18 protein-coding genes, 1 tRNA gene and 1 pseudogene are annotated in these 24,754 nt (G+C 66.0%); 11 read left to right on the top strand and 9 right to left on the bottom strand.

All coding sequences use genetic code 11. From position 1 onward, the window contains the following. Nucleotides 1-15: 15 nt before the first annotated feature. Nucleotides 16-4,695, bottom strand: a complete 4,680-nt coding sequence (locus PWG71_RS13935; RefSeq protein ID WP_274810112.1) for a hypothetical protein — start codon at nt 4,693-4,695, stop codon at nt 16-18. Nucleotides 4,696-4,877: 182 nt separating this feature from the next. Here PWG71_RS13935 and PWG71_RS13930 point away from each other — a divergent pair, with 182 nt between their 5' ends. Further along, the gene (locus PWG71_RS13930; protein ID WP_274810111.1) at nt 4,878-5,258 is read left to right on the top strand and encodes a DUF1622 domain-containing protein; all 381 of its coding nucleotides are present in this window, start codon (nt 4,878-4,880) and stop codon (nt 5,256-5,258) included. Nucleotides 5,259-6,047: 789 nt separating this feature from the next. On the opposite strand, the gene PWG71_RS13925 is transcribed toward PWG71_RS13930, so the two are convergent. Both PWG71_RS13925 and PWG71_RS13920 read right to left on the bottom strand, forming a co-directional pair. Continuing rightward, nucleotides 6,048-6,947 (bottom strand): nucleotidyl transferase AbiEii/AbiGii toxin family protein, encoded by a 900-nt coding sequence (locus PWG71_RS13925; RefSeq protein WP_274810110.1) that lies wholly within the window; start codon nt 6,945-6,947, stop codon nt 6,048-6,050. Further along, nucleotides 6,944-7,645, bottom strand: a complete 702-nt coding sequence (locus PWG71_RS13920; protein ID WP_274810109.1) for a type IV toxin-antitoxin system AbiEi family antitoxin domain-containing protein — start codon at nt 7,643-7,645, stop codon at nt 6,944-6,946. The genes PWG71_RS13925 and PWG71_RS13920 overlap by 4 nt, the downstream gene beginning before the upstream one ends. Nucleotides 7,646-8,736: 1,091 nt before the next feature. Between PWG71_RS13920 and PWG71_RS13915 the strand changes: the two genes are divergently transcribed. Together PWG71_RS13915 and PWG71_RS13910 are read left to right on the top strand one after the other, a co-directional pair. Then, nucleotides 8,737-9,828: a hypothetical protein gene (locus tag PWG71_RS13915; RefSeq protein WP_274810108.1), complete on the top strand. Its 1,092-nt coding sequence runs from the start codon at nt 8,737-8,739 to the stop codon at nt 9,826-9,828. A gap of 1,220 nt (nt 9,829-11,048) precedes the next feature. Further along, entirely contained in the window at nt 11,049-12,377 is a 1,329-nt protein-coding gene (locus PWG71_RS13910) for a hypothetical protein (RefSeq protein WP_274810107.1), read from the top strand. A gap of 193 nt (nt 12,378-12,570) precedes the next feature. Here the strand turns inward: PWG71_RS13910 and PWG71_RS13905 are convergent, their stop codons facing one another. Further along, complete coding sequence (locus tag PWG71_RS13905) at nt 12,571-12,747, bottom strand: DUF397 domain-containing protein (RefSeq protein WP_083924355.1); 177 nt, start codon at nt 12,745-12,747, stop codon at nt 12,571-12,573. After that, nucleotides 12,744-13,552 (bottom strand): annotated as a pseudogene (locus tag PWG71_RS28810) (helix-turn-helix domain-containing protein). Before PWG71_RS28810 ends, PWG71_RS13905 begins: the two are co-directional and overlap by 4 nt. A gap of 52 nt (nt 13,553-13,604) precedes the next feature. Here PWG71_RS28810 and PWG71_RS13895 point away from each other — a divergent pair. Further along, on the top strand, nt 13,605-14,009 hold the full coding sequence (locus PWG71_RS13895; RefSeq protein ID WP_274810105.1) for a hypothetical protein: 405 nt from the start codon (nt 13,605-13,607) through the stop codon (nt 14,007-14,009). Between the two features lie 715 nt (nt 14,010-14,724). Here PWG71_RS13895 and PWG71_RS13890 read toward each other — a convergent pair. Further along, complete coding sequence (locus PWG71_RS13890; protein WP_274810104.1) at nt 14,725-15,546, bottom strand: phosphotransferase family protein; 822 nt, start codon at nt 15,544-15,546, stop codon at nt 14,725-14,727. Between the two features lie 82 nt (nt 15,547-15,628). Between PWG71_RS13890 and PWG71_RS13885 the strand changes: the two genes are divergently transcribed. Continuing rightward, entirely contained in the window at nt 15,629-15,757 is a 129-nt protein-coding gene (locus tag PWG71_RS13885; RefSeq protein ID WP_017601711.1) for a hypothetical protein, read from the top strand. 857 nt (nt 15,758-16,614) lie between these two features. Here the strand turns inward: PWG71_RS13885 and PWG71_RS13880 are convergent. Then, entirely contained in the window at nt 16,615-17,190 is a 576-nt protein-coding gene (locus PWG71_RS13880; RefSeq protein ID WP_274810103.1) for a hypothetical protein, read from the bottom strand. A 12-nt stretch (nt 17,191-17,202) separates the two neighbouring features. Then, nucleotides 17,203-17,391, bottom strand: coding sequence for a helix-turn-helix domain-containing protein (locus PWG71_RS13875; RefSeq protein ID WP_274810102.1), 189 nt, complete (start codon nt 17,389-17,391; stop codon nt 17,203-17,205). Nucleotides 17,392-17,505: 114 nt separating this feature from the next. Here PWG71_RS13875 and PWG71_RS13870 point away from each other — a divergent pair, with 114 nt between their 5' ends. Next, nucleotides 17,506-18,096, top strand: a complete 591-nt coding sequence (locus PWG71_RS13870) for a hypothetical protein (RefSeq protein ID WP_274810101.1) — start codon at nt 17,506-17,508, stop codon at nt 18,094-18,096. Nucleotides 18,097-18,142: 46 nt separating this feature from the next. After that, a complete protein-coding gene (locus PWG71_RS13865) occupies nt 18,143-19,342 on the top strand; it encodes a tyrosine-type recombinase/integrase (RefSeq protein WP_274810100.1) in 1,200 nt (399 codons plus the stop codon). A 67-nt stretch (nt 19,343-19,409) separates the two neighbouring features. Here the strand turns inward: PWG71_RS13865 and PWG71_RS13860 are convergent. Further along, nucleotides 19,410-19,497 (bottom strand) — tRNA-Leu (locus PWG71_RS13860). A gap of 143 nt (nt 19,498-19,640) precedes the next feature. Here PWG71_RS13860 and PWG71_RS13855 point away from each other — a divergent pair. The 4 genes from PWG71_RS13855 to PWG71_RS13840 all read left to right on the top strand — a co-directional run bounded on the left by PWG71_RS13855 (nt 19,641) and on the right by PWG71_RS13840 (nt 24,620). After that, nucleotides 19,641-20,963, top strand: a complete 1,323-nt coding sequence (locus tag PWG71_RS13855; protein WP_274810099.1) for a M20/M25/M40 family metallo-hydrolase — start codon at nt 19,641-19,643, stop codon at nt 20,961-20,963. A gap of 217 nt (nt 20,964-21,180) precedes the next feature. Next, nucleotides 21,181-22,173: a hypothetical protein gene (locus PWG71_RS13850; RefSeq protein WP_274810098.1), complete on the top strand. Its 993-nt coding sequence runs from the start codon at nt 21,181-21,183 to the stop codon at nt 22,171-22,173. 154 nt (nt 22,174-22,327) lie between these two features. Next, on the top strand, nt 22,328-22,954 hold the full coding sequence (locus PWG71_RS13845; RefSeq protein WP_274810097.1) for a chaplin family protein: 627 nt from the start codon (nt 22,328-22,330) through the stop codon (nt 22,952-22,954). Between the two features lie 328 nt (nt 22,955-23,282). Further along, nucleotides 23,283-24,620: a hypothetical protein gene (locus PWG71_RS13840; RefSeq protein ID WP_274810096.1), complete on the top strand. Its 1,338-nt coding sequence runs from the start codon at nt 23,283-23,285 to the stop codon at nt 24,618-24,620. The last annotated feature ends 134 nt before the right edge of the window (nt 24,621-24,754 follow it).

Here is a 24,754-nt window from a genome sequence, read left to right as displayed (position 1 = left end):
ACCACCGCCGACCGTTCAGCCGTCGGACCCCCGGGCCCGCCACGCCGCCTCGAACATCTCGTGCGACGGGGCGAGGGGGAGCTGGGCGGAGGTGGGGGAGACGAGCACCTTCTTGTCGGTGAGCACCGCGAAGTGGGTCTCCAGCTTGGCCGCCTCCAACGGCAGGTCCGGTGCCTTGGGCGCCACCCATCCGTCGAGCGCGAACAGGGTCCGCCCGGCCCGAGGCCGCTTGCCCTGCTCCACCGCGCCCGTCTCCAACAGCCGCGCGACCGCCTTCTTGTGCCGCGCGGACGACCAGCCGTTCCACCGGCGCACGTTCTGGTCGGTGGGCCGGGACAGGGTGATCAGCTGGAGGTACAGCGCCGCGGCGTCGGCGTCGGCGCCCAGGTCCGCGGCGACCTCCTCCACCAGCTCCGGAACGCTCAGTCGCGGGTCGGCCTCGTATCCGCCGACCGGGACCGGGGTGTTCCCGGTCCGTTCCACCAGCCGCCCCAGCGACCCGTCGCAGATCTCCTTGAGGCCGCGCAGCTCCAGGGCCAGCCCGTCCTTGTCCTCGGGCCTCTCGAAGGCCCGGGAGGACAGGGCCTTCTCCGTCGTCTCGTACACGCCGGACTCGAAGAACCCGGCGGTGCGGACGTAGAGGCGCTCCCTTCCCCTGCCGCGGTCCGGCATGACCAGCAACGGCCCGCCGTACACCTCGGCCGTCCCGCGTTCGGGGTCATGGGATTCGTGCGGCGCGCAGGGGAACCGCTCGTACCCGGTCGCCTCCAGCAGCGGAAGCACGTCGTCGACCCGGAAGAGGGAGCCCACCGGGAGCAGGAACCCGGGGGCCCGCAACCGGTCGACCAACCGCCGGTACAGCTCCGGCACCCCCGCGGCGCACGGGTGGCCCACCGGCAGCCGGGCGGACGGCCACGCCACGAGCGAGGTCGCCACGCGGTACGGGTAGCGGGTGATCGGGTCGTAGTGGAAGACCCGGCCGCCCGGCCGCCCGTCCCCGGACGCCGAGAACAGGGCGGGGGTGTTGTACGTGTCCTCGGCGATGACACGATCCATGTCGACGGTGCAGAAGTCGGAGGAGGACGGGTCCATGAGCGTCTCCGCCCACTCCCGGCCCAGCTTGAGCTCCTTGTCGAGCAGGGAGACGGCCTCCTCGTCCAGCACGGCGCGCACCCCGACCAGCTCCGCCCACACCCGGGCCGCCCGCTCGGCGGCGCGCACGTCCCCGTCCGGCTCCCACAGGTCGGCCGGGTCCTCGGGGACGGCCGCGCCCAGGAGTCGGTTCAGGCCGTCCGGGCCCAGGGCCCGGACCGCCTTCTCGTACTCCTCGGCGAGGTGCTTGCGCACGGTGCCGCCCGGCTTCGCGCCGGGGAGCCCGAGGCGGCCGTTCAACACCAGCGCTGCGAGGGGCTCCGGGGCCCCGGTCCGGTCGATGAACGCGCGCACGGCCCGCTCCCCGGCCCGGACCGGCCCCCGCCCGCCGAGGAGTTCCAGGAGGCGCCGGACACGCGCGGACTGGTCGAGGTCCACGGACACCGTGTCCGTCTCGGTCGCGCCCTCCGGCACCGGCTCCCCGGCCTCTTGGACGAAGTGGTACAGCCCTCCGGGTCGCAGCGGCTCTCCCGGGGAGGGGGCGGGCCCCGGACGGGCGGTGCGGCGCGTCACCTTCCGGCTCCCGGTGACGACGGTGCCGCCCCGCTCGCACAGCGGCGCGAGCGCGCGGCCCGGGGCCAGACCCCTGCGCCAGCGGGTGCCCCGCTCGGCGAAGGGACGGTCGGCCCAGACGCGCAGGAGTTCGGTGAGCGCCCCGCGCGCCTCCTCCGAGGAGGTGACGGCCAGCCGCCACAGGGCGGCGTCGATCCGGTCCAGCAGGAATCCCCAGTGCCGGGAGGGCACGGGCGGGGAGACCCGTCGGGTCGCCTCCGTGATGTCCCCGCGCAGGAAGGCGCCGTCGGCCGCGACGGCGGTCAGCGCGGCGGGGGCGCCCCCTTCCGGGAAACCGGGCGGGAGCAGGCCCTCCAGCGCCGACCGCAGGGCGTCATCGGAGGTCCGGGCGGGCGGCACCAGCTTCTCCACCTCCACGGTGGAGATGAGCCGCGACAGCGCGGCGCGGCGCCCCTCCAGGTCGGCCGCGCGCAGGACGAGTTCGACGAGCCCGCCCGGGCCGTCGATGAGGCGATCGTCGGTGACCTCGGGCAGCACCCGGGCGAGGGCCTCGCGGACGGCGGTCCGGCGGACGCCGTCGTCCCCGGCGGACCGGGCCGCCCGGATCAGCTCCCGGGCCGGATCGGTGTCGGCCTTCCGCAGCGCCCGCGACCCCTCCGGGTCGCGCGGGACCAGGAAGTGCCAGAACGCCGGCGGGGGATAGAGCATGCGGTCGCCCGCGCCCTCCGGGTCCCCGGACTCGCTCTTGAGGTGGGAGTACACCTCCCACCACGGGCCGTCGTCCTCGGCGGCCTGGCATCGGGTGACGCGGAGGTGCGTGCGCCGCCGCTCCATGAGGAGGCCGTGGTCCCCGCCGGGCATGCGGATGACGCCCCAAGGGGCGTGGCCGAGATCGTCGCGGGTGGCGCACCTGCGACCGTCGACGCCCTCGACGACCGTCCGCCGGTCCTCGCCGTCCCCCTCGGAGTACACGCGAAAGCCCGTGAGTCCGTCGGCCGCGCCGAGGGGGGAGTCCGCCATCCCCTCCGGCAGCGGTGCCAGGGTCGACCGGTCGAGGACCCAGGAGCGGTCCCCGGCGGGAAGGAAGGACGGTCGGGAGTACCGGCCGGTGGGCGTCCCGTCGGCCGGGTCGAGTTCCTCGAAGGGTCCTCCGCCCGGGTCGTCGTCGGAGAGGACCCGCCAGAGGGTGGTGCCGTCGCTCAGCAGGTCCGGCGACGACCCCACCCCCGAGGCGTCGCCGGGGAGGGTGAGGCGGTCCGTGTCGTGGCGGCCGCGGTCGTCGCCGAAGGTGTAGCCGAGGGCCGGCCGGTCGGAGTGACCGGAGTAACAGCTCGCGTCGAAGCCCGTGTCGGCGAGGACCCGGTCGGGGTCCGAGCACCAGAAGGCCCGGTGGTTCCGCCAACCGTCCGCGTTCCACGTGACGAGGAAGTCGTCGCCCACGCGGTGGACCGCGTACCGTGCCACGCCCTCGGGGATGGCGTACGACGCCCGCGCCGTCCCGCCCCGGGGGTCGACCGCGACGGCGGTCGAGCGCCCGTAGACGGTGAGCACCGGCCAGGTGGAGCTCATACCGGTGACGGCCTCGCCCCGGGCGGCGAACTCCGCGACCACCTCCTCGAACGCGGGCCAGGTGTACTCCGCGGGGACACCGAACCGCAGCGCCCGGGCCAGGGGCACGGCCGGGTCCGGTCCGTCGGGGAGGCGCCCGGCTCGGGCGAGCGCCACGGTCGCGGTGTGGTCGAGCGTCCCCTCGACGGCGTCCATCGCCTCCTCACCGGCCCCCGGGGTGCCCGAGGTGAGGGCCCGGACCAGGGTGTCCATGCGCTTCGCGGCCTCCGCCGGCAGACCCGGGACGTCGGCCCAGTCCGACGCGTGGTCCGGGGCGGTCCCCTTCGGTCCCGGCGGAGTCGGGTCCGTCGCCGAGGTGTGGCGGACGAACCGGGGGTCGGCGGCCAGGGCCGAGGACGGTCCGGGGCGCCACCCCCAGGAGCGAGTCTCGGCCTTCGGGGCGGGATCGGCCACCCGTATCCCGGCGGCCAGACAGGCGTCGAGGAACGCCAGGTCCAGGAGGGGGCGGTACCGCCCCGGGTCCACGGCGACCTCGGTCCCCTCGGCCGCGATCCGCTCGGCGAGGCGGGGGAGCAGCGCGTGCAGTTCCGGGGCCATCGGCTGGATCTTCAGGTACCGGCCGTCCACGACCTGGGAGTACGTGCGGGGGAAGGAGGACAGCCAGGCCGTGTACCCGCCTTCGGGCACGGCCTCGCCGTCCACCAGGTCGTCGAGCAGCCCCAGGGAGTCCAGCAGCCGCAGCCAGGCACCGCCGTCGGTCGTCGCCTCCGGGAACAGGTTCACCAGGGCCGCCCGGTCGGCCTCCTCCGGCGGGTGCTTCGCGAACACCTTCGCGGCGGCGTCCAGCAGTTTGTCGGAGGCCCGGGCCCCCGGAGCGCGCACGGTGAGGAGCCGCCCCAGCCGCCGGCCGACCTCGTCGGGGCCGTGCCCGGCGTGCGCGGCCGCCGACCGCAGCCGGGTGACCAGGTCGGCGGGTAGGTTCGCGGAGCCCCGGGCCCAGGCCTCCAGGAAGGTCAGGAACTCCCCGTACGCCTCCTCGGCGGGCAACAGATCGGTCAGCCGGTCCCAGTGGAGGCGCACCTCCTTGGCGGGCAGTGCGCCGTGCCGGGCGAACAGCAGCGGGTTCTCGACCGCGTGCACCACGGACACCGGAAGCCGGTGCCGCGCCTCGGCGTCCCGGGCCGCGGAGTAGGCCGCCCCCGCCTTCCTGGAGTGACCGGGGGCCAGCCGGTGGCCGATGGTGTCCCAGAGCCAGGGCAGGTGGTCGAGGGGCAGGCCGGCCCGTGAGGACCGGGACTCGATCCACTCCAGGTCTCCGGCGAGCTCGCGGGAGGACCGAGGCAGCTTCTCGAAGAACTCGGCTGCGGCCTGCGCGTTGGCCGGGTCGTTGAGGCGGACCCAGTCGAGGTAGAGCGTCGATCGGGAGGCGTGTTCCGGAAGGGAGGGAAGAGGGTGGGGCATACGGGGAGTATTCCAGCGGGTGCGGACACCGGCGCGGTCCGGCCGGGGCCGGGTGACGACCCCGGGGCGTGGAACACCCGCGCACCGGGGCCGGATGACGCCCCCGGGCCCGCCGGGGGTTCGCCGGCGGGGGCCCCGGGCACGGGGAGTGAACGATCCACCCGCGAGGACAGGGGGAGACCATGGACACCGTCGAGGCGGTCGAGGCCGTGGGAACGGCGATCGAGGTGGCCGGTGTCGCGGTGATCGTCGTCGGTATGGTCGCGGCGACCGCCGTGTTCTTCCACCGGCTCGTCCGCCGCGTACCCTTCGCCGAGGTCTACCGTCCCTACCGGCAGGGTTTGGGCCGGGCCATCCTGCTGGGCCTGGAGTTCCTGGTGGCCGGGGACATCATCCGCACGGTCGCCATCGAGCCGACCTTCGGCAGTGTCGGCGTGCTGGCCGGGATCGTCCTGATCCGCACGTTCCTCAGCTTCTCGCTGGAGGCCGAGCTGGAGAACCGGTGGCCCTGGCAGCGGCGCCGGACGGCCGCCGAACCGCCCTCCGCGCGGGAGCGGGGGTGAGCCGGTCGGCGGGGCCCAGGTCGATCGCGGTGTCCTCGGTGGCACCGCCCCGGGGCAGAATGACCACGACGGGGCAACGGAGGTTTTTCGGCCGCCCCTCCGGGCCCCGGGGGGCCGGTTCCTCGACGGTGAGGATCGGCGCGTCCCTGACCCTGCTGAGCGACGCCCGCCAGGGCCGCAAGGGAGGCCTGCCGCCCTGGAGTCTGCTGATCATCGGGTCCGCTGCCTCATGGGCAGCCAACGTCGCGGTGGCCGGCCCCACGGTGTGGTCGCGGATCATCCACGCCTGGCCGAGCTTCGCTCTGATCGGTGCGTACGCACTGCTCATGAGCGAGTTCCGCACGGCCGCGCGCAGCGTACGCACCCCGAAGACGCCTCCCCGGTTCCCGAAGCCCGAGGGCAGGCGGAGGGGACAGGGCTGTACGTCGTCCGCGAACGGCATGTCGGAACACTCGATGGGGGCGAACCGAGTCACCCTGCGCCGCCTGAAAACCAGGTACACGCATGGCGATGGGCCCTGGATCACCGGAAGAAGCACGGGTCACCGCCCACGGGCGACCAGATTGCGACAGCCTTCGGCCGTAAGCCTCGGTGGGGCAGGTTGATCAGCCAGTGGGGTCGCCAAAGGCGGTTCGATCACACCCTGCTCAACCTCGGGAGCGAAGCGAACAGATGCGAGTTGAGTGTTCACGATCAAGAAGTCGAGAGCGATACCGCTACTTAGCGTGCGCTGGGAAGCCTTCTTGGTCCCCTATGAGAAACGCGTGGTGTCTCCGTACTCCGGGCTCGCTATGTCGAAGACTCCCACGAGGTCGTGTGAGGGTTCCAGGTCCCGGCAGCGGTCCGGTTCAGCAGCGGGTCGAGGAAGGGCTCGGTGAGTGCGAGCGCCTGGTCCAGGGCGCCGGCCGGCAGTGCCAGGGCACGTCCCGCCTCTGCGGCGTAGCCGGGCTCCCACAAGCCGCGGTCCGGGACGGAGAACCTGCGGGGGAGTGCCAGGCCCCTGCGTTCGGCTTCGGAGTACAGGGCATGGCGCTGTTCATCAGCAGGCAGGGGCGTCCGGCTGACGACGGAGACCAGGTCGACGAGGTCTTTGAAGCGGGTGGAAGGGCGTTGCTCCGGGCCGTGCCGTTCCAGGATGGCGCAGGTCTTGTCGGCGATGTGATCGACCAGAGGGTAGACGCGGTACCCGGAGCGTTCCAGGCCGGGGACGTCGAGGGGTGGAAGGGGCGGGACGTCCTCGGCGATCCCGGTCATGCGGATATTCTCGGCGACGACGTCCACGTGGAACTTCGTCCACACGGTGGTTCCCAATCGGGAGGTGACGGGCACACGTACACCGTTGGCACCGTCGGAGATGGGCGTGGACCGTCCCGTCTCGAAGCGGAACCAGTCCCCGAGGTCTTGCGCGGACGCTGCCCGCAGGTCGTGCTCCGCCGCCTCGCGCCCGGTGTTCCGGTAGATGTCGATGTCGACGGTTCGGCGTACCGCTAGTTCTCGGGCCAGCAGCGCGGTCGCCCCTTTGACGATCCAGTCGTTGTCGACCAGGTAGAGCCGGGCGAGCAGTCGGTCGTAGGCGAACTGACGCTGCAACTCCGACAGCGGCCATGGACCGTGGGGGTGCGCCTGCGAACGGAGACGGTCGGTCAGAGCACGGCGGAAGGCCGCCGGGGTCTTGTAGGGCAGCGTCATGACGAGAAGGTCTCGGTTTTCGTTTCGGAGATCTGCTTGAGCCAGTGTTCGCGTTCGGGAGCGGCGGCCAGGTCGAGGAGCCAGCGGAGCAGGGCGGGTCCGTCTCCGCGACGCAGGCCGAACCGCCCCGCGTGTCCGGACAGTGCACGGGCCACCGATGCGGGGTCGTCGTCACCGGCGCGTAGAGCGTCCGCCGCGATATGCCCCACCGCTCCCGGGTCCTCGCGGGCGGACAGCAGGTCCGAGACGATGCGCCGTGGCCGGGTCAACGGCAGACCGTCAAGAGAGGTCCAGTCGGTGTCCGGGAGGCGGCCTCGGTGCAGTCGCAGGTCCGGGCGCCGGGATTGTCTGCGTTCGGGCAGTGTGAACTCGTGGACGTCGGCGGGAAGGTGCCCGAGCCCGTAGAGCGCGGCGGCTGAGCGGTGGGAGACGACGCCTTCTTCCGGTGGGCGTTCCCAGGCCGGTGTGTCCGGGGAGAGTTGCAGCCATGCGGCACGCAGTTCCAGATGCTCCGGTGGTGGGCCGCCTCTCAGCCGGTAGACGCCGTGGGCCACGCGTTCCACGGTGGCCGCGTCCGAGGCATGGCGGGCGAGGGTGCTCCAGGCCATCCCTGTGGCCTCGGCCTGGCGGCGGGTGAACAGCCCCCACTGCTCTTCTGCGAGGTCGGCCAGTGAAGCCATCGTTGTTGAGCGCGACATGACTGCATCGTATAGCCCAAACGCTACATATCGCAGTAACAAGTTTTGAGATGTACTGCGAAGCTACCACTTGCGCTATACGGTGCAGCATTGCTGGACATGCTCTCGTGTGATCCGCGTCGTGAAGCGGTTGGAGGCCGGCGCGGAGTGTGATCGCGCTGTTCGGAAGGCTCCCATGATCCGTTTCGCCTTGCTGGGGCGGGTGCTGACGGAAGACCTACAAGATCCTGCGGCGTCATGGCAGTGGCAGTGGAGACGGGCGCGGCAACCGGTGGAGGGTCGAGGCGAGATCGTCGCGGAGTTCTTCGACATCGGCCGGAGCCGGGCCGTGGCGTGGCAGCGGAGACCGGAGTCGGCACGTCTGTTGGAGGCTTTGGAGGGCCCGGTCCGCGGGTTCGACGCCGTAGTGGTCGGCGAGCCCCAACGCGTGTTCTACGACAACCGGTACGGGTTGACGTGTTCCGTGTCGGGTGTGATGGAGGCGATCCGCCGCACATGCTCCGCGTGGCCGCGCGGCGGGGGAGCGGTTCGTGTCCGAGTGGGAGTCGAAGGCCCCGGGTCCGGATCTGCGGTGACGTTCTGCGTGCCGTGGCCGTGCGGGTCGGTACAACGCGAGGTCCCCAGGTCGGCGACCCGGGGACCTTCGGTGTCCGGTGTTCAAGGAGGGCTCGAACCCCCTGGTCCTTGAGGTCGGGGGAGAGGAAAAGCGCAGATGAACAATGCCGTGACCAGGGAGAGAGAGGTCCGTCCCACCGTTTCGTACGGGTTGAAGCGGGGTCTTTCGGGTTCGCCGGAAACCCGGCCGCACCGTTGCCGCACTTCAGGGGGTGGGTCCTGCCCGGGAATTTCCAGGGCGGGGTCTTCGTCGTGAGGCGGCTCGATGAGGTCTCCCCGCCGGTGGGACTCGTCGCCATGATCGTCGAAGCCGAGGCGATGCCCGGGAATGATAGCGAACCAGCTTTTTCGCTACGCTTGTCGTCGATTGGTGGGTTATGATTCCCGGTCGGTCGAGGAGCGATCGCCGCTCTGCGTCATTGGCGACTCCATGTCAGAATCCCTTCCACGTATGAGCAGAAAGAATAGATGGCGGCATGTTCGAATCTCCCAAAGATCATCTGCGGAACATCGATAACTCGACCGCGAAAAGCGCGGAGCACCTGAGAAATATCGATCGATCGTCCGCGAACGCCGCCCGGTCAGCGGCCCAGAACACGAGTCTTTTGAAGGGAATCGCCTTCACCAGTGGTGCCAGCATGGTCTTCAACGGCATCACCGCCGCGAACACCGCGCGAATGGCGAGGACGCAGGAGCAACAATTCGCACTCCAACGAGAGCAGCATGCGCTTCAGCAGGCCATAGCCGAACAGACCGCCCGGCATGAGTTCTCGATGTGGCGGCAGACGCCGGAGGGTGCGGCGTTCGTCGACTGGCAGCGACGTGCCGCTGTCCTCATACCTTTCCTGCGCAACCGCGAACGGGTCTGGAACGCCGTGTGGGCGGATGCGATCAGGCGAGCACAGGACGAGACCCCCCCTGACGAGAGGCAGCGTTTCGCGAGTCATCCTGCGCGATTGCGGCAGACCGGACTCAAGGTCGCTTTCCTCATCAGTTTCGCCCTTTCCGGCTTGTTCGCGCTCATGATGCTCTTCCAGATCATGAACGGGGCGCTTTCGGAGTCCCTCTCGCAGGCCGCGGACAACGACCGATTCACCTACGCGGAATGCCTTGAGATCCTCGACGACCCCGACAACTTCATCATGAGCGAGGCCGACTGCGAGGCCATCAACCCCAACCCCTCCGGACCGATCGTCCAACGAGCCGTACCACTGGTGCTGTTCGCCGGGCTGGGGATCACGTTCTTCGTCATGCGCAAGGTCAGACAGCGAGCGGCGATGGCCGATCCGATCGTGGAGAACGAGACCGCGGCAAGGATCGCCAAGTGGGGGTTCGACCCGCTGACCACGCGGGGCGCGTGGTACCCATGGCACGAATCGCAGGGATTCACCGGCTACCCCGACCACATCGAACACATGGTGCACAGCGGCCCCTCCCAGCGCCCGCAGCCCTCACAGCTCATTCCGCTCCAGGTGCCGACCCCCAGGTCGCCGTCCCAGGGGCTCCCCGACGAGGTCAACGGTGTCCTGGCTTCGTTCCAGCAGGAGAACGAGAGCTTCTCCCCCTGACCGCGAAGAGGTGGCACCACACCTCGGGACACCCTCGTCAGAGGCGAAGCGCGTCCTCGGGGAGCCGGTGACGTCTCCAGGGCCGGGGCGGGGTGGGCGCGTCGGCGCCGGCCGCCGCTTCGGGCCCCGGGGCGGCCGGTTCCTCGATGATGAGGATCGGCGCGTCCCTCGCCCTGGATCGACCCCTGCGATCCGGGCAACGAAAAGGCCCTGCGAACAGGGCCCTCGTTGGTGTCCGAGGGGGGACTTGAACCCCCACGCGCTTCCAGAGCACGAAGGAGAGTAAGAGCAGGTGAGACCGCGTATGAGCAGGCGTTACCGGGGGAGGTCAATCCCCGTTCATACCGGTTGAATCGGGCTCTGTCGGGTTGGGTTGCAACCCGGTTGCACCCCGGAAGAGTTGCAACCCGGTTGCACCCCGGAAGAGAGGTCTTGTCCCGCATCACTGGGGCAGGGCCTCTGTCATGTCCGGGGACAGTCACCTCAACAGGTCATCCCGGACGACTCGCCCCTGTTGGGTGCCCCCTTGATAAGGCCCCCTCACTGTCAGGCCCTCTCTGTGGCTCTCAGGCCCTCTCAGGTGGACAGTGGTCAGCGTTGCCAGCAAGGCCCCTCTAGTAAGGCCCCTGTGTGTACAGCGTGCCCTCTGCGTGCTGCCTCTCCTGTGCTTGTGCTGAACACGTGCTGACCTTTCCTGTCGCTGCCCTCACTGACTCCTGACGAGTCCACAGCTTCCAGACCTGCACACGTGTTGACCTTGTGTCCTTGAGTGCTGCTACGCGCTGACGTGGCTTCTCACAGGACCATCTATCCGTGTTCACTCCTGAGGAGAAGAACAGGCACAAGAAGCCCTGTCCATGCAGGTAAGCAACAAGGTCCAAGAAGAACACCACACGCTCAAGGGCTTTTCATATGTGCTGTTCTTGGCTGTGGTCTCTCTGAGAGAAGAGGCAGAAGATGTCAGCCTCAGGCAGAGATATAAAGCCCGAGGAGAGAGTCAATGCGCAGGCCGAGGGGAGATATCTTATAAGGCCCCGTTGCAAACCTGGGGTAACACCTATTAGAAAACTTCTCAGACCCCGCCGGGGTTGGGTTTTCTATGTGAATACGAGTCTGGAGAAATTAGTAGGATCTTCCCATGGCTGGATTTTTACTCCTTCCTAGACCTCCTTGCTTGGATGTCCTTGTGATCTGGATGGATCTAGGTGATGATGGGGAACATGGACTTCAGCAAGTATCCCAGCATGTCAGATGGTGACTATCCCATTGTCGGGGCAGGCGAAGACATTCCCCTATATGTCGGCCCCCTTGATGTAATCAGAGAGGGAGAATCCTACTCTGGGGAAGGCGTCCTGCGCTGGACGTGGTTCCCGTTCCCCCAAGTTGAATATGAAGTCTTCTGTGATCAGGTTGAGGCCGGGCGGATCTTCTATGAAGATGACTTCAAGGTGAAGATTCCAGATCAAGCTGACTTCTCGCGTACGCAAGAACAGAAAGAACGGACCAATGATACTTTTGTAGTCCACAGTATTGGCCACATGGGAAGCGTGGTTGAAGGGTCTGAGGCTGGCGTTGAAAAAGTACAATTCTTTGTTCCCAACATGCTCAATGTTTACGGGTCGCCCCTGACGGATGGGAAAGGTGCCTGGAAGGGAAAAATTGAGCTTCACGGAGGCGACTGGGAGGTCACTCTTGAAGCTCGGCGTGATTTGAACATTCAGGAGAAAAAGATCAAAAAGGAGGGGAGGTATGTTGTGACTCACGTCGGTTACCTGTCACGTTCAGACGGGTATGCCATGGAGGATGGGGAAGTGACCCGGGCTCTGCAACTACTGAAGTACTGCCTGAGCTTCGGGGTTGGCCGATATATTTCTCCAATGCTGGCAACGGGATATCTGGATGGCGAAATTGTGTGGCGCGACTTCCGCGTTCCAGAGATTTCTGAATGGCGCGCAACAATACCGGCAATCGACACATTTAATAGCAGTTCACTGCAAGAGCTTTTCGCATGTTTTGCGAAGCTCTGGGGAGATGAGTTCGAACGTGAAGTTCTGATTCGCGCAGTTCAGTACAGCATGGCAGCGAATAATCCTCATCCAGTTGAGATTGCGACATCAATCGCGCAATCAGCACTAGAGATGCTTGCGTATGAGAAATTCGTGGAGGAAGAAAAAAAATTTAAGCCTGGAGATTTCGAAAGAAGAGGGGCAGGGCTAAAGATTGAAGAACTTTTGGATGCCATGGAGATACCGAATGAGATAACTGATCAGTTTGAACAGCTAAAGGAAGTTTCGAATCACGAAAATTGCCAAGGAGTCCTCGGGCCAAGCGTTATTGCTTGGATGAGGCAAGGTGTGATTCATCCATCACGAAATAAAGTAAAACATTCCGCCAGGGCATGGATTGAAGCATGGGAGCTAATTCGCCATTATCTACTCTTGGTAGTGCTGCGGAGGATTGACTATCATGGTTTTTATAGGAGTCCTACTGATCAAGATCCCCAAACCGGAAAGATGGACAGGGTTCCTTGGGCAGTAGCTAAGAAATAGATAGATCCCGTTGAAGGCTGGGCCTTCTGTCAGCATACGAGTCTGGGGTTTTCATTTTTTGAAGACTACATACGCCTTGACCAGGTCCTATGAGTTTCTGCCGGGGTGGAAAAACTGATGGTTGAATACAGAAACCCACCAAGGGGGCGGGGCCAAGGTGGGCATTCTGCTTGAGGGGGTGAATCTGGGGGAGTTAGAGTCGCCCGTCCTTCACTTCCTGAAGGAAGTTCGTCCATTCGGGAGAGTTGAAGCTCAGGTGTCCGAGTTCCCTATTCTGGGTATCCCGAATCAGAACACTGTGAGAGCCTTCCTTGACTTCCACACAGCTAGTTTCTCCCTGGCTGTAGCTGGACTTATGCCACTCGTTCACAGTGCTTCCTTTATTTCGGTCATCTTCGCTAGAGAGGCGTCGGGGGGTAGAGCCCACGACAGAAGCTTATTATACGCGACTTCTAGCCTGCGCACTTGCGGGGCCTCATCGGTGATGTGCTCTCCTGTGGTGTGTTCTGAGCACACAAGGGGACTTCGGTCACCAATGTATATGAGGCGGAAGGCTCCTGCTGTCCAGGTGAAGTCATTCAAGCCTAAGGGTAGTAGCTGAATTGTCACTCCCTCTGCTGTCGCCTCTTTCGTCAAGCGCTCAAGCTGTTCTCTCATGACATCAGAGCCCCAACCCTTTGGGTCAAAACAAGTTCGGGGATGACAGCACTTAGCATGAGTGAATCATCCGTGCGAAGTCGTTCACGCCAAGCCTTGCGGGCTGCGATGGTTTTTTGGATGCGGGCCTCATCGGCCATGGGGACTGTGTGGGAGATGAGAACTCGGGCGTACTCTTCTGTCTGAAAGAAGCCCGGAACTACGAACGGGTGAAAAAAGCGGATTTCCTCTGCTTCCTTCTCGTACTCGCCAGACTGTTCGTACCAGCCTGACCCGCTCTCTGAGCGTTCCACATCACGCCACATCCTGAGCAAGGCCCCGTTTGTACCAAAGGCGGAGTCCATTGCTTCCACGATGCCCTGTTTAGGGGAGCGGACAGCACGCTCAACCTTGCTGTGGTAGGTCGCTGAGTAGTTGGTCAACTTGGCTAAATGCTGGAGGGACCAACCTTCTTGCCTGCGCAAACTCCTGACGTGGTCCCCAAAACTGACCCATGCGGGTTGCTTCTGGTCCGCCATGTACCAAGCGTGTCACAGCAGTGGTACACGCTTGTACTCGATAAGCCCATTCGTGATCGTTCTGTATCCCACCTTCCAAGGGCTCTATGCAGGTGGCAGCCTCAACGGCATGACCAGTACAAGCCCGTTGAAGGAAAGCGTGACGCCCGGGGACATCCGACATTGGCAGCTTCTCAAGTTGAAGGAGTTGCAAAAGGGACTTATGGGGCGACAGGTGATTGCTGTTGTCCGTGCTCAGGACCTCAACGCCCTTGAGTCCGACAGCCCCGGAGACTGGCAGGCCGGGGAGTCCCCGGAACTGCATGTGTCCATTCCGGGTACCAAGAGCCCTGTTGTCGTCAGGGTGTCGGAAGACCTCTATGTGTGGCAGCGCGCGAACGGGGAAGAGCGCGCCTGTCCGGTGGTTCTCTACCCCAAGGCCCTTGAGATGGTCATCTACACGGTGAACGTGTCATGAGAGCCGTGATGGTCGGTAGACAGGTTCAGGCCCTTACCGGCCTGTACAGAGCCCTTGAGAAGAACAGGGTTCCCGGAGCTTCCTTCAGCAGAAGTGAAACGGACCCCGCCGTCTACACACAGGACACCTGTACTCGGGTCCGTGAAGGCATGTTCTTCATCAAAAGGGTTTCCCCCTATGGCGCGGTTCTCGAAACCGCTTCCATCTCCGTTGACCGGGTAACCATGGCTGCCGCAATGGTCCATGCCATGACAACCCGTCCGGGTATTCCCGAGTAAGGGAGAGCACATGTCACGAGACTCCCGAGAAACGTCCCTCGCTTGGCTCCGTGATGAGTTGGCCAAAGCCGGGGTCCGAAGCTACATCCTCCCCGCGAACAACACACAGGATCCGAGCCTGCATTGTGGCTGGGGAGAAAGCATGGTCACCGTGAACATGTGCTACGGAAGCTATCTCTTCCGTGACTCCTCTGAGCAGTGGGTGAAGGTTCCCGGGAATCGCGCCCAGGAGTGCGCGGACAAGATCCTTGCAGGAGGAAATCGGGGAGGTGGTAGAGGGATCTAGCAACCTGGCTTCCTTCTGAGGGATTTCCGGCCTTGAAAGCGGTCGGTTCTATTAGGCGTGCCCTGATTCAAAAAAGGTAAGAAAAGCCTCCCTTCGAGGCTAGGTGTCATCGGATTCCGAGTGAGGGAACCTCAGGGTGCAGGAAGAAGGTTCAGCGGTTCAGCAGAGACTTCACGTGGTCTCGGATCGGATGTTCAAGATGGGAATGGAAACCGGCTCGGATGCCACTCATGACCATCTCTGCCATGTAGAGCTGAACTAGGAATCCCTGCTTGCCCGAGAGGACATCAGAGAAGACTTCACGGACACGGTCAGCGGTAGGGGGATGGCTGAGGCTGTACGTCAGGAGGGTTGCAGCATCAAGGCCCACAGGGGCGAACCCGTAGCCCTCCCAATCAACAATCACTAGATCAGGTGTCGAGAGGAGGTTAACCCAATGAAAGTCGCCATGGCTTGCACACCACTTCAGTCCTGTGGTGTCAACGGTAGCCCCGGCGACCTTGCGAATTCGGGAGAGAACTCCGAACTTTGCCCTTCCCGGGCCTGCCCCCTCGGACATCTGGATAATGTCGTGGGCTTTCCGAAGCTGACGCCACCACTCGTCCGAGACATTCGGAGCTTCCGTGATGGCTGGTTCCTTGGATATGGGGCTTGCTTCGATGTACTCGAAAGCCTCTCCCCGGACCTGCCGGATATTCCCCTGTTCGGGGTCTGTCTCCTCCCACTCGGTTCGGTTGATGATCCGAGGCATGGGAACCCTGTCGGTCAGAACTTGGGCTTCCTCGTTGGCGTTCGGACGAACCCAAGTGGTCGCATCCTTAACCAGGGCTACACGAACCCAATATTGATCTCCGAAACCAGATTCGGCACGAACGGAAGCAGTGACATCAAGAAGGCCAATCCTCACAGGTCCGCTCTTGATCAACCCCATGCGGGAAAGAGCCTGATTCAAATGCTGCTCAGTCATCTTCATGGTCGCGCTCCGCCTTCCTTCTGTGAAGTTGCAGGCAGGCTAACACTCGAAAGAGCGCCATACACGCGAGAAGGGTTAATCAATGAAGAACGAGACGACCAGGTACACGGGCACGCACGAGAAGGACGAGTCCGAGGACAACACGAACATCCTGGGGTCGTGCTCCTGCGGCTGCGGTGAGAACGTCGGCTGGTGCAACGGGTCGGTCTAGTCCCCGGTTCTCCGGAACTGATGATCTGGCCTGACTCCTGAAAGGAGGGTTCTCCGGCCTTCCCCGGTTGGGGAACCCTCCCCGGGTTCGGGTATCGTCCCTATGACAACCACAAATGAAGCGGCCCCGGTAGGCGCGCCAACGCCAGTCCGGGGCCTTACTCTCAACCTGCTATCACCAGGAAGAAGAGCTATGAGCGACCTTATCAGTCGTGCCATGGCAGCGTTCGCCGCTACGCTGCTCTCCCTTGCCTAACCGGGCGTGTCCCTAGAGGCCCTGACAGCCTCTCAGGAGGCTTCCGAGAGGGAAGGCCTTCCCCCGGCCTTCTCAGGCCCTCACAGGGCCTCTGAGTGCCCCTTGTGCGCTACCCGGAAGAGGTCTGCCCGTGTGCGTGGCTATTCCCGGCCTGTGAAGCCCTACGCCTTCGGCTCTGCTGAGTGGTGGGAAGCGCACAACGCTTCCAAGAGGCCACAGGCGTTCATTGTGAACGACAGGCCTTATCGGCAATACGTTTCATAACCTCATGGCATAACAGAGGCCCTGACAGTTGGCGCTGTCGGGGCCTTCTCTGATCGAAAAACAAACTCGCTGAGATCACCTCAATGGAACACTTCAAGTACCCGGAACAAAGTGAGGATACTTGGATATGTGGAATTGGTGGTTCCATGACATGGCCACCTCTTGAGAAGGTGGCCTAGTTTCCAGGGCTCGGAGACCTTAAGTCGGAGAGTTCGTGTCTGTAAAACAAAACGGCCAGGGGGATGCCCTGGCCGTATGTGTTAATAACTTGCTTGGCGCTTGGAGCTTGAGGCTCCAAGCTCAATAATACTTACTTACTCCTTCCTTCTTAGACACCGCTACACGGTGGACTCCTCAGCCATCGTGCATCCCCAGCAGATGCAACCCTCCTCATGGGTGCACACATCTCGGTCGGCCTCTGGTTCTTCCCTGCCTTCCCCAACCTGATGGGTTGCAAGTGCCCTCCTGAGTGGGGCATCTCCAAGGTCAACCACGTCAACGATCTCCAGTGCCAGAGAGTCCGTGAGCGCCCGGAAGCCATCGTTCTTCGTCCCTGCAAGCTCATCCACAAGAACACATGGAACCGAGAGCGCCAGGCGTGGCGCGCGTCCCTTCTTGCCCCTCTGTGTCAGCACCCCAGACTCTAGAAGGATGTCGAGTTGTCCATAGAGGTTGTGCCCGTTTCCACTGAACCCTAGATCTTGGGAGATCCTGGTGATTCCGACTTGGGACAGGTTGGTTCTCCCGTTGATGTGCCACGAAATCGCAGTGCTCAGATGAAGCGCGTTTCGTGTGCAGTCTTCCCCGTTGAGTAAGCCTCTTGGCTTCTTGAACTCCTGGAATACCATTCTCTGCCAGAGGATGACTGCGTCTGCGTAAGCTCTGTCCAGAAGTCTTCTTGTTTGGATTTCCATGGGTTCCCTTCTTTAATGATTCACTCGGTTGGCTTCTAGCCAGTTCTCAACGTCGTTCTCCCTGAACCTGAGGTGCTTCCCGACCAGGAACCCGGGGAGGCCCCATTTCCTCCACTCGCTGTAGACGGTCCGCTTGGGGATGTTCAGGTGGTTCGCCAGGTCCTCCACGCTCAGGAGCGCGTTGCGGGTCTTGGTCTGCATGGGCCTCCATCTCGATGTCCCACCGTGGTACACGGCGTTGTCCATGTCCTGTGTGCCATGACTCTAGGACTGACACCTGGCATGCGTCAAGTGCTGTGTGCTACTGTGCTTCGCATGAACCGGGAAGAACTTGATCCGAGTGTGTACGGCTGGAAGCTTCCGGAGGGTTGGCGTCTCTATGCCTACGAAAGGGGTGGAGAGCCTGCGATCCTCGTTGGTCGCTTCGACGTGGGGGAGGGCTGTTACGCCCTGGTGGAGGCGCACGTACACGCGCCGTTCAACGGACCCACACGTGTGACCGTCATCGCTGAGACCACCGAAGCCGCCAACCAGAGCGACGGCGTCACGGTCGAGATGATGCGGGGCGTTCCGCTGGGGGAGGCACGGCGGGTGATCACGGAATGGGTGCATCGCATCCGTGCCGAGGTCTCCCCTGAAGACTCTCCGGCCCCTCTGCCCGCACGGGTCGAGTCCCCCAGGGACTACGCCATGGTGGCCAGGGAGTACGTCCGCCTGATGGATGCGGGCGAACGTCGTCCCATTGAGGTCATGGCCCAAGCATGGGGGGTCTCCCGGAACACGGCCAGCGCGCGTGTCCGACGTGCGCGGAACAGAGGACTGCTCATGCAGATGGGGAGCACCACAGGGCGTCTCAGCGCGAAGCTCACGGAAGCCGCTGAGGAGTTGCTGAGGGAAGACGAGTAGCCCCGCCTCCGGAACGCTGAACAGTCACAAGAGAAGAAGGAGTGTTGTGCCTCGCAAGAGATCGAACGGTGACGGAAGCGTCTCCCCTCGAACCCTCAAGAGCGGCAAGACCGTCTATGACGTGTGGGTCTCGTACACCAACCCCGTCACGGGGTTGAAGGAGCGCTACAGCAAGAAGGGGTTCCCGACCAAGACGGAGGCTGAGAAGCACCGCCGGGCGAAGGTCGCCGAAGCTGAGCGTCAGGCCCTGGTCAACCCGTCAGACCAGCCGCTGAGCGCCTACCTGGACGCCTGGTTGGAAGCCCACCGCATCAAGCAGCAGACCAGAGCGGGCTATGAGCGCAAGATCCGACTCCACGTGAAGCCCCACATCGGGAAGGTGAAGCTCGGGAAGCTCACGGGGGTCATGCTGACGAAGCTCTACAGGACCCTGGAGGAGAAGGGGAGCCCCTACCCGGCCAAGGGTCCCCTGAGCGCTCGGAGCATCCGAGAGGTCCACACGATCCTCTCAGCGGCTCTCAACCAGGCCGTGAAAGACGGCCTCCTGGTGGTGAACCCCGCTGTTCAGGCCAAGCCCCCGACGACGAAGGAGGCGGCTCCCCCGGAGTTCTCCGTCTGGTCGGGGGAGGAGCTGAGGGCCTTCCTCCACGCGGAGAGGGACACGGCTCACTATCCGGTGTGGCACTTCATCGCCTCCACAGGTGTTCGGCGTGGCGAAGCTCTCGGGCTTCGCTGGCAGGACATCGACCTTGAGGCCAAGACGGCGGTGATCCGTCAGACGGTTGGTGTCATCGAAGGGAGGATCATCCGGGAGCCGCTGCCCAAGAGCAGCAAGCCCCGTGTGATCGACCTGGATGAGAAGACGGTCAAGGTCCTCAAGCGGCACAGGGTCGCTCAGGCCAAGGACCGCTTGGAACTCGGGTCACGGTGGCTGGATGAGGGCCTGGTCTTCGCCAAGGGCTCCTACCGCCTGAGGAAGGGCACCTTCGCCGGGGGACCCATGCACCCCGACAGGGTGTCGCGAGTGTTCGACGCCCGTATTCACAGGCACGGGCTCACGGACATCCGGCTTCACGACCTGAGGCACACGTGGGCGACCCTGGCTCTCAAGGCCGGGGTTCCCGTGAAGGTGGTTCAGGAGAGGTTGGGCCACGCCAACCCGTCCATCACGATGAACATCTACGCTCATGTGCTCCCGGGCATGCAGGCCCGTGCCGCCGACCAGGTGGCGTCCCTCTTCGGGTGATCCGCTCCGCTCGCACCCTCCGTTGTGATCCGGGCATGAAAAAAGGCCCTGCGAACAGGGCCTTCGTTGGTGTCCGAGGGGGGACTTGAACCCCCACAGCCTTAACGGCCACTAGCACCTCAAGCTAGCGCGTCTACCTATTCCGCCACCCGGACCGGTGGTGTTCGGCGGGTCTCCCGCCGGACAGGTCAACAATAGCAAAGGTCCGGAGTGCCACGAACCGCTTTTCGGGCCGGGGGTGATCGTGACAGTGTCGGGTGCGACGAGCACAGAGGCCATGGTGGAACGGGAGCGTCCGATGACACGGGAATCCGAGGGTCCGAGCACGGCGGAGGTCGAGGTCGTCGACCTGTGTCGAGAGCTCATCGCCTTCGACACGTCCAACTACGGCGACCACTCCGGGCCGGGTGAGCGCAAGGCCGCGGAGTACGTGGCGGGCAGGCTCGACGAGGTGGGGGTCGAGTCGACCGTCTATGAGAAGCACCCCGGGCGCAGCAATGTCGTGGCGCGGATCGAGGGTGTGGACTCCGACCGTCCGCCCCTGCTGATCCACGGGCACCTCGACGTGGTCCCCGCCGCGCCCGAGGACTGGACGCATCACCCGTTCGCCGGTGAGATCGCCGACGGGTGCGTGTGGGGCCGCGGCGCCGTCGACATGAAGAACATGAACGCGATGGTCCTGGCGATGCTGCGGCAGCGGCTGCGCGAGGGGCGGCGCCCGCCGCGCGACATCGTCCTGGCCTTCCTCGCCGATGAGGAGGCGGGCGGTACCTGGGGCGCCCAGTACCTGGTGGACGAACACCCGGACCTGTTCGCCGACTGCGACGCGGCCATCAGCGAGGTCGGCGGCTTCTCGTTCACGGTGAGGGAGAACCGCCGTCTCTACCTGATCGAGACCGCGGAGAAGGGCATCGCCTGGATGAAGCTGACCGCGCGCGGCACCGCCGGGCACGGTTCGATGGTCAACCGGGACAACGCGGTCACCGAGTTGGCGGCGGCGGTCGCCCGGCTGGGCGCGCACGAGTTCCCGGTGCACCTGACCCCCACGGTGAGAACGTTCCTGGAGGAGATCTGCGAGGAGTTCGGGATCCCCTTCGACGAGAACGACCTGGACGCCACGGTCGCCCGACTGGGGCCGATCGCCCGGATGATCGGGGCGACGCTGCGCAACACGCTCAACCCCACGGTGCTGGGCGGGGGCTACAAGGCCAACGTCATCCCGGGTGAGGCCACCGCCCAGGTGGACGGCCGCTTCCTGCCCGGGACCGAGGACGACTACTTCGAGCGGATCGACCGGCTGCTCGGCCCCAAGGTGAGCCGGGAGTTCATCCACCACCTGCCGGCGGTGGAGACACCCTTCGAGGGCGGGCTGGTCGACGCGATGTCGGCGGCGCTGCTGGCGGAGGACCCCGGGGCGAAGGCCGTCCCCTATTGCCTGTCGGGTGGAACGGACGCCAAGAGCTTCTCCCGGTTGGGCATCCGCAACTTCGGCTTCGCCCCCCTGCGGCTTCCCCCGGAGCTGGACTTCGCCGGCATGTTCCACGGTGTGGACGAGCGGGTGCCGATCGACGGACTGCGATTCGGGGTGCGGGTCCTGGATCGGTTCATCGAGATGAGCTGATCCGCCCCCACCTGCGGTGATTCGCCCGGCGGCCACTGCCGAGAAAGTTCTCGGCAGTGGCCGCCGTTCTCGTGCGTCATCACTGAACGTGATGCTACGGTGGCTGTGAGTTCAGGGATGCGATGGCTCAAGCACGTTTCACCGTGCTTCCGTGGCATTCGATCCGAGCGGCGCCGCCGTGCGGGACCGTCCAGCAGCAGGGAAGCGAGGGGCATCGATGGTGCTCACGGGCCGGGAGTGGTCGGTATCGACCGTCCGCGCTGCCCGTGGTGACCGTGCCCTGTACCGTCTTCTGCTCCTGTCCGGCATCGTCGCCGTGGCATGGCTGGCCGGAGTGGGTGTCGCTCACGGTGACACCGACTCCGGCCGTCTCGTGGAACGGGTCCTCGGTTCCGAGGGCGTCGTCGAGAGCACCGGCCGTTCCGCGGCCGACGAGGTCGGGACGACCGGTAAGGCGGCCAAGGCCGCCGCCGGCACCCTGACCGGCACCATCGTTCCCCAGGCCGCGGCGCTTCCCGCCACGGCCCTGGAGGAGACCGGCGTCACCGGGACCCTGGAGGGCTCCTCCGCGGTCCGGGTCGTCGAGGACACCGCGCGGGCCGTCGACGGCACCGCGCACAACGCCGGCCGTCTGGTCGAATCCGTCGCCACCACCGGCCACGACGTGGTCGGCTCCGCCGACGGCGCGCTGCGCGACGGTGACCTGGTCGGCACCGTGACCACCGGCCTGGCCGAATCCACCGGGAGCCTGGGGGCACTCGACGGCGTGAACACCATGCCCGTCGAAATCCCCCTGACCGGTGGACCCGACACCCCCGCCGCCGTGGCCAGGTCCGCGGTGGACCGTGCGGTCGGGTCCGCCACGGACGCCGTCGAACCCTCCAGGCGCACCGCGCCCGGCTTCGACCGGCTCTTCGCCGCGGGCGACTTCCGGAGCCCGTCCCCCGGCACCGCCGAGGACACGGACGCTCCCGTCGCCGACGACGACCGGGGTGAGCGCATCCGCCTCATCGCGGGCGGCTCCCACGGTCCGAGCGGCGGGGACGCCACCGGTGCGTCCGCCCCGTCGTTCCCCGCGCCCGGCGCGGCCGGGTTCCTGATGGCTCGGGCCGCTCACATGGCCCCCCGGGCCCAGCGGGTCGCCCTTCCCGGCGACCCCACTCTCGTCGTGCGCGATGCCGCCGACGACCCCACCTTCTCCCCCGACTAGCCGCGCCTTCACCACCGCGGTCGGTCCGGTGCGCCCACGCGCCCTCCCAACCCGCTGACTTCTCGAAGGCGTGCCCCCGAACGGGTCCCTTCTCCGGAGTCGGACGACCGCGGTCCACGCAGCAATCACGACCTCTCGCTGACAAGGACACGCGATGACCCATCGAACCCACGCCAGGATCGCGGCTCTGACCGCCGCCGGACTCCTCGCACTCGCCCCGGCCGGATTCTCCTGGGCCGACACCGGCACCAGCGGTAACGGCTCCATCGGCGGCGGGAACCAGATCCACGCCGACGTCGACGCCCCCGTCAACCTGTGCGGCAACTCGCTCGCGCTCCTGGGCGTCGCCGGCGCCCAGTGCGCCGACGGCGACGCCTCGACCCAGGACAGGGGCGGGAGCAGGGGCGGGGAGGGGCACCCGCCGCCCCTGCCCGGCTACGCGCCGGAACCGTCGGAGGGACCGTCCGAGGGCCCGTCGGAGGGCCCCTCCGAGGGACCGTCCGAAGGCCCCTCCGAGGGACCGTCGGAGGGACCGTCCGAAAGCCGCTCCGAGGGACCGTCCGAAGGCCCCTCCGAGGAGCCGGAGGAGAGCGAGAGCCCTTCCGGGCCGCCGACCGACTCCAGCACCTCGCGCGAGCCCTCCGAGCCCGGCCCGTCCCAGGGCACCGAGCTCCCCCTGACCGGGGGGTCCGGTCTGCCCGCTCTGATCATCGCCGCGATCGCCGTGGCCGTCGCCGGGACCGGTCTGGTCCTGGCCGGTCGTCGACGATCCCGAGCCTGATCCCACGGCTTCCCGGGCCGTTTCCACGGCCCGGGGGTTGACGCGAGTCCCGTAGCACCGGCCGAGGCCATGTGCGCGGGGTTCACGTCAGCCACCGCCCCACCAGGGCGGAGCTGACCGACGGGGCGCGCGCGTCCGTCCGCAGCCGGTGGACGGCAACGCGGCGCAGCCCTCAAGCACCGGCCGACACGCACCGCCCAGGTGCGGGGCCGACCGGATGATCCCCGGCCTTGGCCGAAGGCCCGTACCCCACCCAGGGGTGTGGAACGGCCTGTGGACCGAGCACACACACCTTCTCAATCAGTACCTTTTCGAAAGGACTTCCCACATGGCTAAGTGGGTCAGGACCTCTGCGAAGTCCGTCCTGCTGGCGGCGGGTTTCGTCGCTCTGGGCAGTGGCGTGGCCTTCGCCGACAGCGACGTCGCGACCAGCGGCAACGGCTCCATCCTCGGTGGTAACCAGGCCGTCGCCAACGCCGACGTCCCGGTCAACGTCACCGGCAACGCGATCGGCGCCGTGGCCGGTATCGCCGGCGCGTCGACCACCGGCAGCGACGCCGCCGTCATCGACCACCACCACAACGAGATCGCCACCTCGGGCAACGGTTCCGTCCTGGGCGGCAACCAGCTGGTGATCGACGGCGACGTCCCCGTGAACGTCACCGGCAACGCGATCGGCGCCGTGGGCGGCGTCGCCGGAGCTTCGAGCACCGACTCCGACGCGGTGGTGCGGCACGGCGGCCACAAGCACGGCCACAAGCACGGCCACAAGCACGGCCACAAGCACGACCCCGACGTCGCCACCTCCGGCAACGGCTCCCTCGTCGGCGGCAACCAGATCGTCGGTGACCTGGACGTTCCGGTGAACATCTCGGGCAACGCGATCGGCGCCGTGGGCGGCGTCGCCGGTGCGGCGGCCACGGACGCCGACGCCCTGGTGCGGGACGGACACCACCACCACAACCACCACCACAACCACAACCGCGACCACTACTCCGCCGCGGGCGACATCACCCCGGTCGACCTGGTCGCCGAGGCCGCGGAGAGCGTGCGGCTCCTGCCGGACACCTCCGGTGTGGACATCGGCACCCTCCAGCAGTCCGCTCCGGTCCGTGAGCACCAGTCGATCGCGACCTCGGGCAACGGTTCCGTCCTGGGCGGCAACCAGCTGGTGGCCCACCTGGACGTTCCGGTGAACGTCGCGGGCAACGCCGTCGGGGCCGTGGGCGGCGTCGCCGGCGCGGCCTCCACCGACAGCAGCGCGGTGGTCAAGGAGGCGCACGAGGACATCGCGACCTCGGGCAACGGTTCCGTCCTGGGCGGTAACCAGGCCGTTCTCGACGGGGACGTCCCCGTGAACGTGGCCGGCAACGCGGTCGGCGCGGTCGCCGGCATGGCGGGCGCGAGCTCCACCGGCGACAACGCGACCGTCGTCCACCACAGCGCCACCGAGCACCAGTCGGGCGTCCTGGACGTGCTGCCCGCCGCCCAGCGGCTGCCCGAGATCCCGGTCTCGGAGATGCTGCCCGCGGAGTACACCGTGAGCGAGACGGCCCAGCAGGCGGTCGCCGAGCACGCTCCGGAGCACGCGGCGGAGCTGCCGGAGGCCCCCGCCTCGGTCGACCCGGTCGGTCAGGTCCTGGGCGCCGTGGGTCTGGGCCTCTAGCGGCCCTGGGGAACCGGTGGATCGGGTCCGATCCGTCGCCGGTGGGGTGAGGCGCCTCGTTCCGTGAGGAACGCGGTGGACTGCGAGGTGCCGAACACCACAGACCCGGATGGATCCGGACGTCCGGATCCCGT

It is taken from the genome of Nocardiopsis sp. N85 (assembly GCF_028882275.1).
Taxonomy (GTDB): domain Bacteria; phylum Actinomycetota; class Actinomycetes; order Streptosporangiales; family Streptosporangiaceae; genus Nocardiopsis; species Nocardiopsis lambiniae.
This window is presented reverse-complemented; position numbering and strand designations above follow the sequence as displayed.

Excerpts from the sequence above, each read along its gene's own strand:
- PWG71_RS13855 (WP_274810099.1), top strand. The coding sequence starts at position 19,641 with ATGACACGGGAATCCGAGGGTCCGAGCACGGCGGAGGTCGAGGTCGTC.
- PWG71_RS13935 (WP_274810112.1), bottom strand. The coding sequence starts at position 4,695 with ATGCCCCACCCTCTTCCCTCCCTTCCGGAACACGCCTCCCGATCGACG.
- PWG71_RS13840 (WP_274810096.1), top strand. The coding sequence starts at position 23,283 with ATGGCTAAGTGGGTCAGGACCTCTGCGAAGTCCGTCCTGCTGGCGGCG.
- PWG71_RS13885 (WP_017601711.1), top strand. The coding sequence starts at position 15,629 with ATGAAGAACGAGACGACCAGGTACACGGGCACGCACGAGAAGGACGAG.
- PWG71_RS13920 (WP_274810109.1), bottom strand. The coding sequence starts at position 7,645 with ATGTCGCGCTCAACAACGATGGCTTCACTGGCCGACCTCGCAGAAGAG.
- PWG71_RS13915 (WP_274810108.1), top strand. The coding sequence starts at position 8,737 with ATGTTCGAATCTCCCAAAGATCATCTGCGGAACATCGATAACTCGACC.
- PWG71_RS13870 (WP_274810101.1), top strand. The coding sequence starts at position 17,506 with ATGAACCGGGAAGAACTTGATCCGAGTGTGTACGGCTGGAAGCTTCCG.
- PWG71_RS13875 (WP_274810102.1), bottom strand. The coding sequence starts at position 17,391 with ATGCAGACCAAGACCCGCAACGCGCTCCTGAGCGTGGAGGACCTGGCG.
- PWG71_RS13845 (WP_274810097.1), top strand. The coding sequence starts at position 22,328 with ATGACCCATCGAACCCACGCCAGGATCGCGGCTCTGACCGCCGCCGGA.
- PWG71_RS13850 (WP_274810098.1), top strand. The coding sequence starts at position 21,181 with ATGGTGCTCACGGGCCGGGAGTGGTCGGTATCGACCGTCCGCGCTGCC.
- PWG71_RS13910 (WP_274810107.1), top strand. The coding sequence starts at position 11,049 with ATGGACTTCAGCAAGTATCCCAGCATGTCAGATGGTGACTATCCCATT.
- PWG71_RS13890 (WP_274810104.1), bottom strand. The coding sequence starts at position 15,546 with ATGAAGATGACTGAGCAGCATTTGAATCAGGCTCTTTCCCGCATGGGG.
- PWG71_RS13880 (WP_274810103.1), bottom strand. The coding sequence starts at position 17,190 with ATGGAAATCCAAACAAGAAGACTTCTGGACAGAGCTTACGCAGACGCA.
- PWG71_RS13925 (WP_274810110.1), bottom strand. The coding sequence starts at position 6,947 with ATGACGCTGCCCTACAAGACCCCGGCGGCCTTCCGCCGTGCTCTGACC.
- PWG71_RS13930 (WP_274810111.1), top strand. The coding sequence starts at position 4,878 with ATGGACACCGTCGAGGCGGTCGAGGCCGTGGGAACGGCGATCGAGGTG.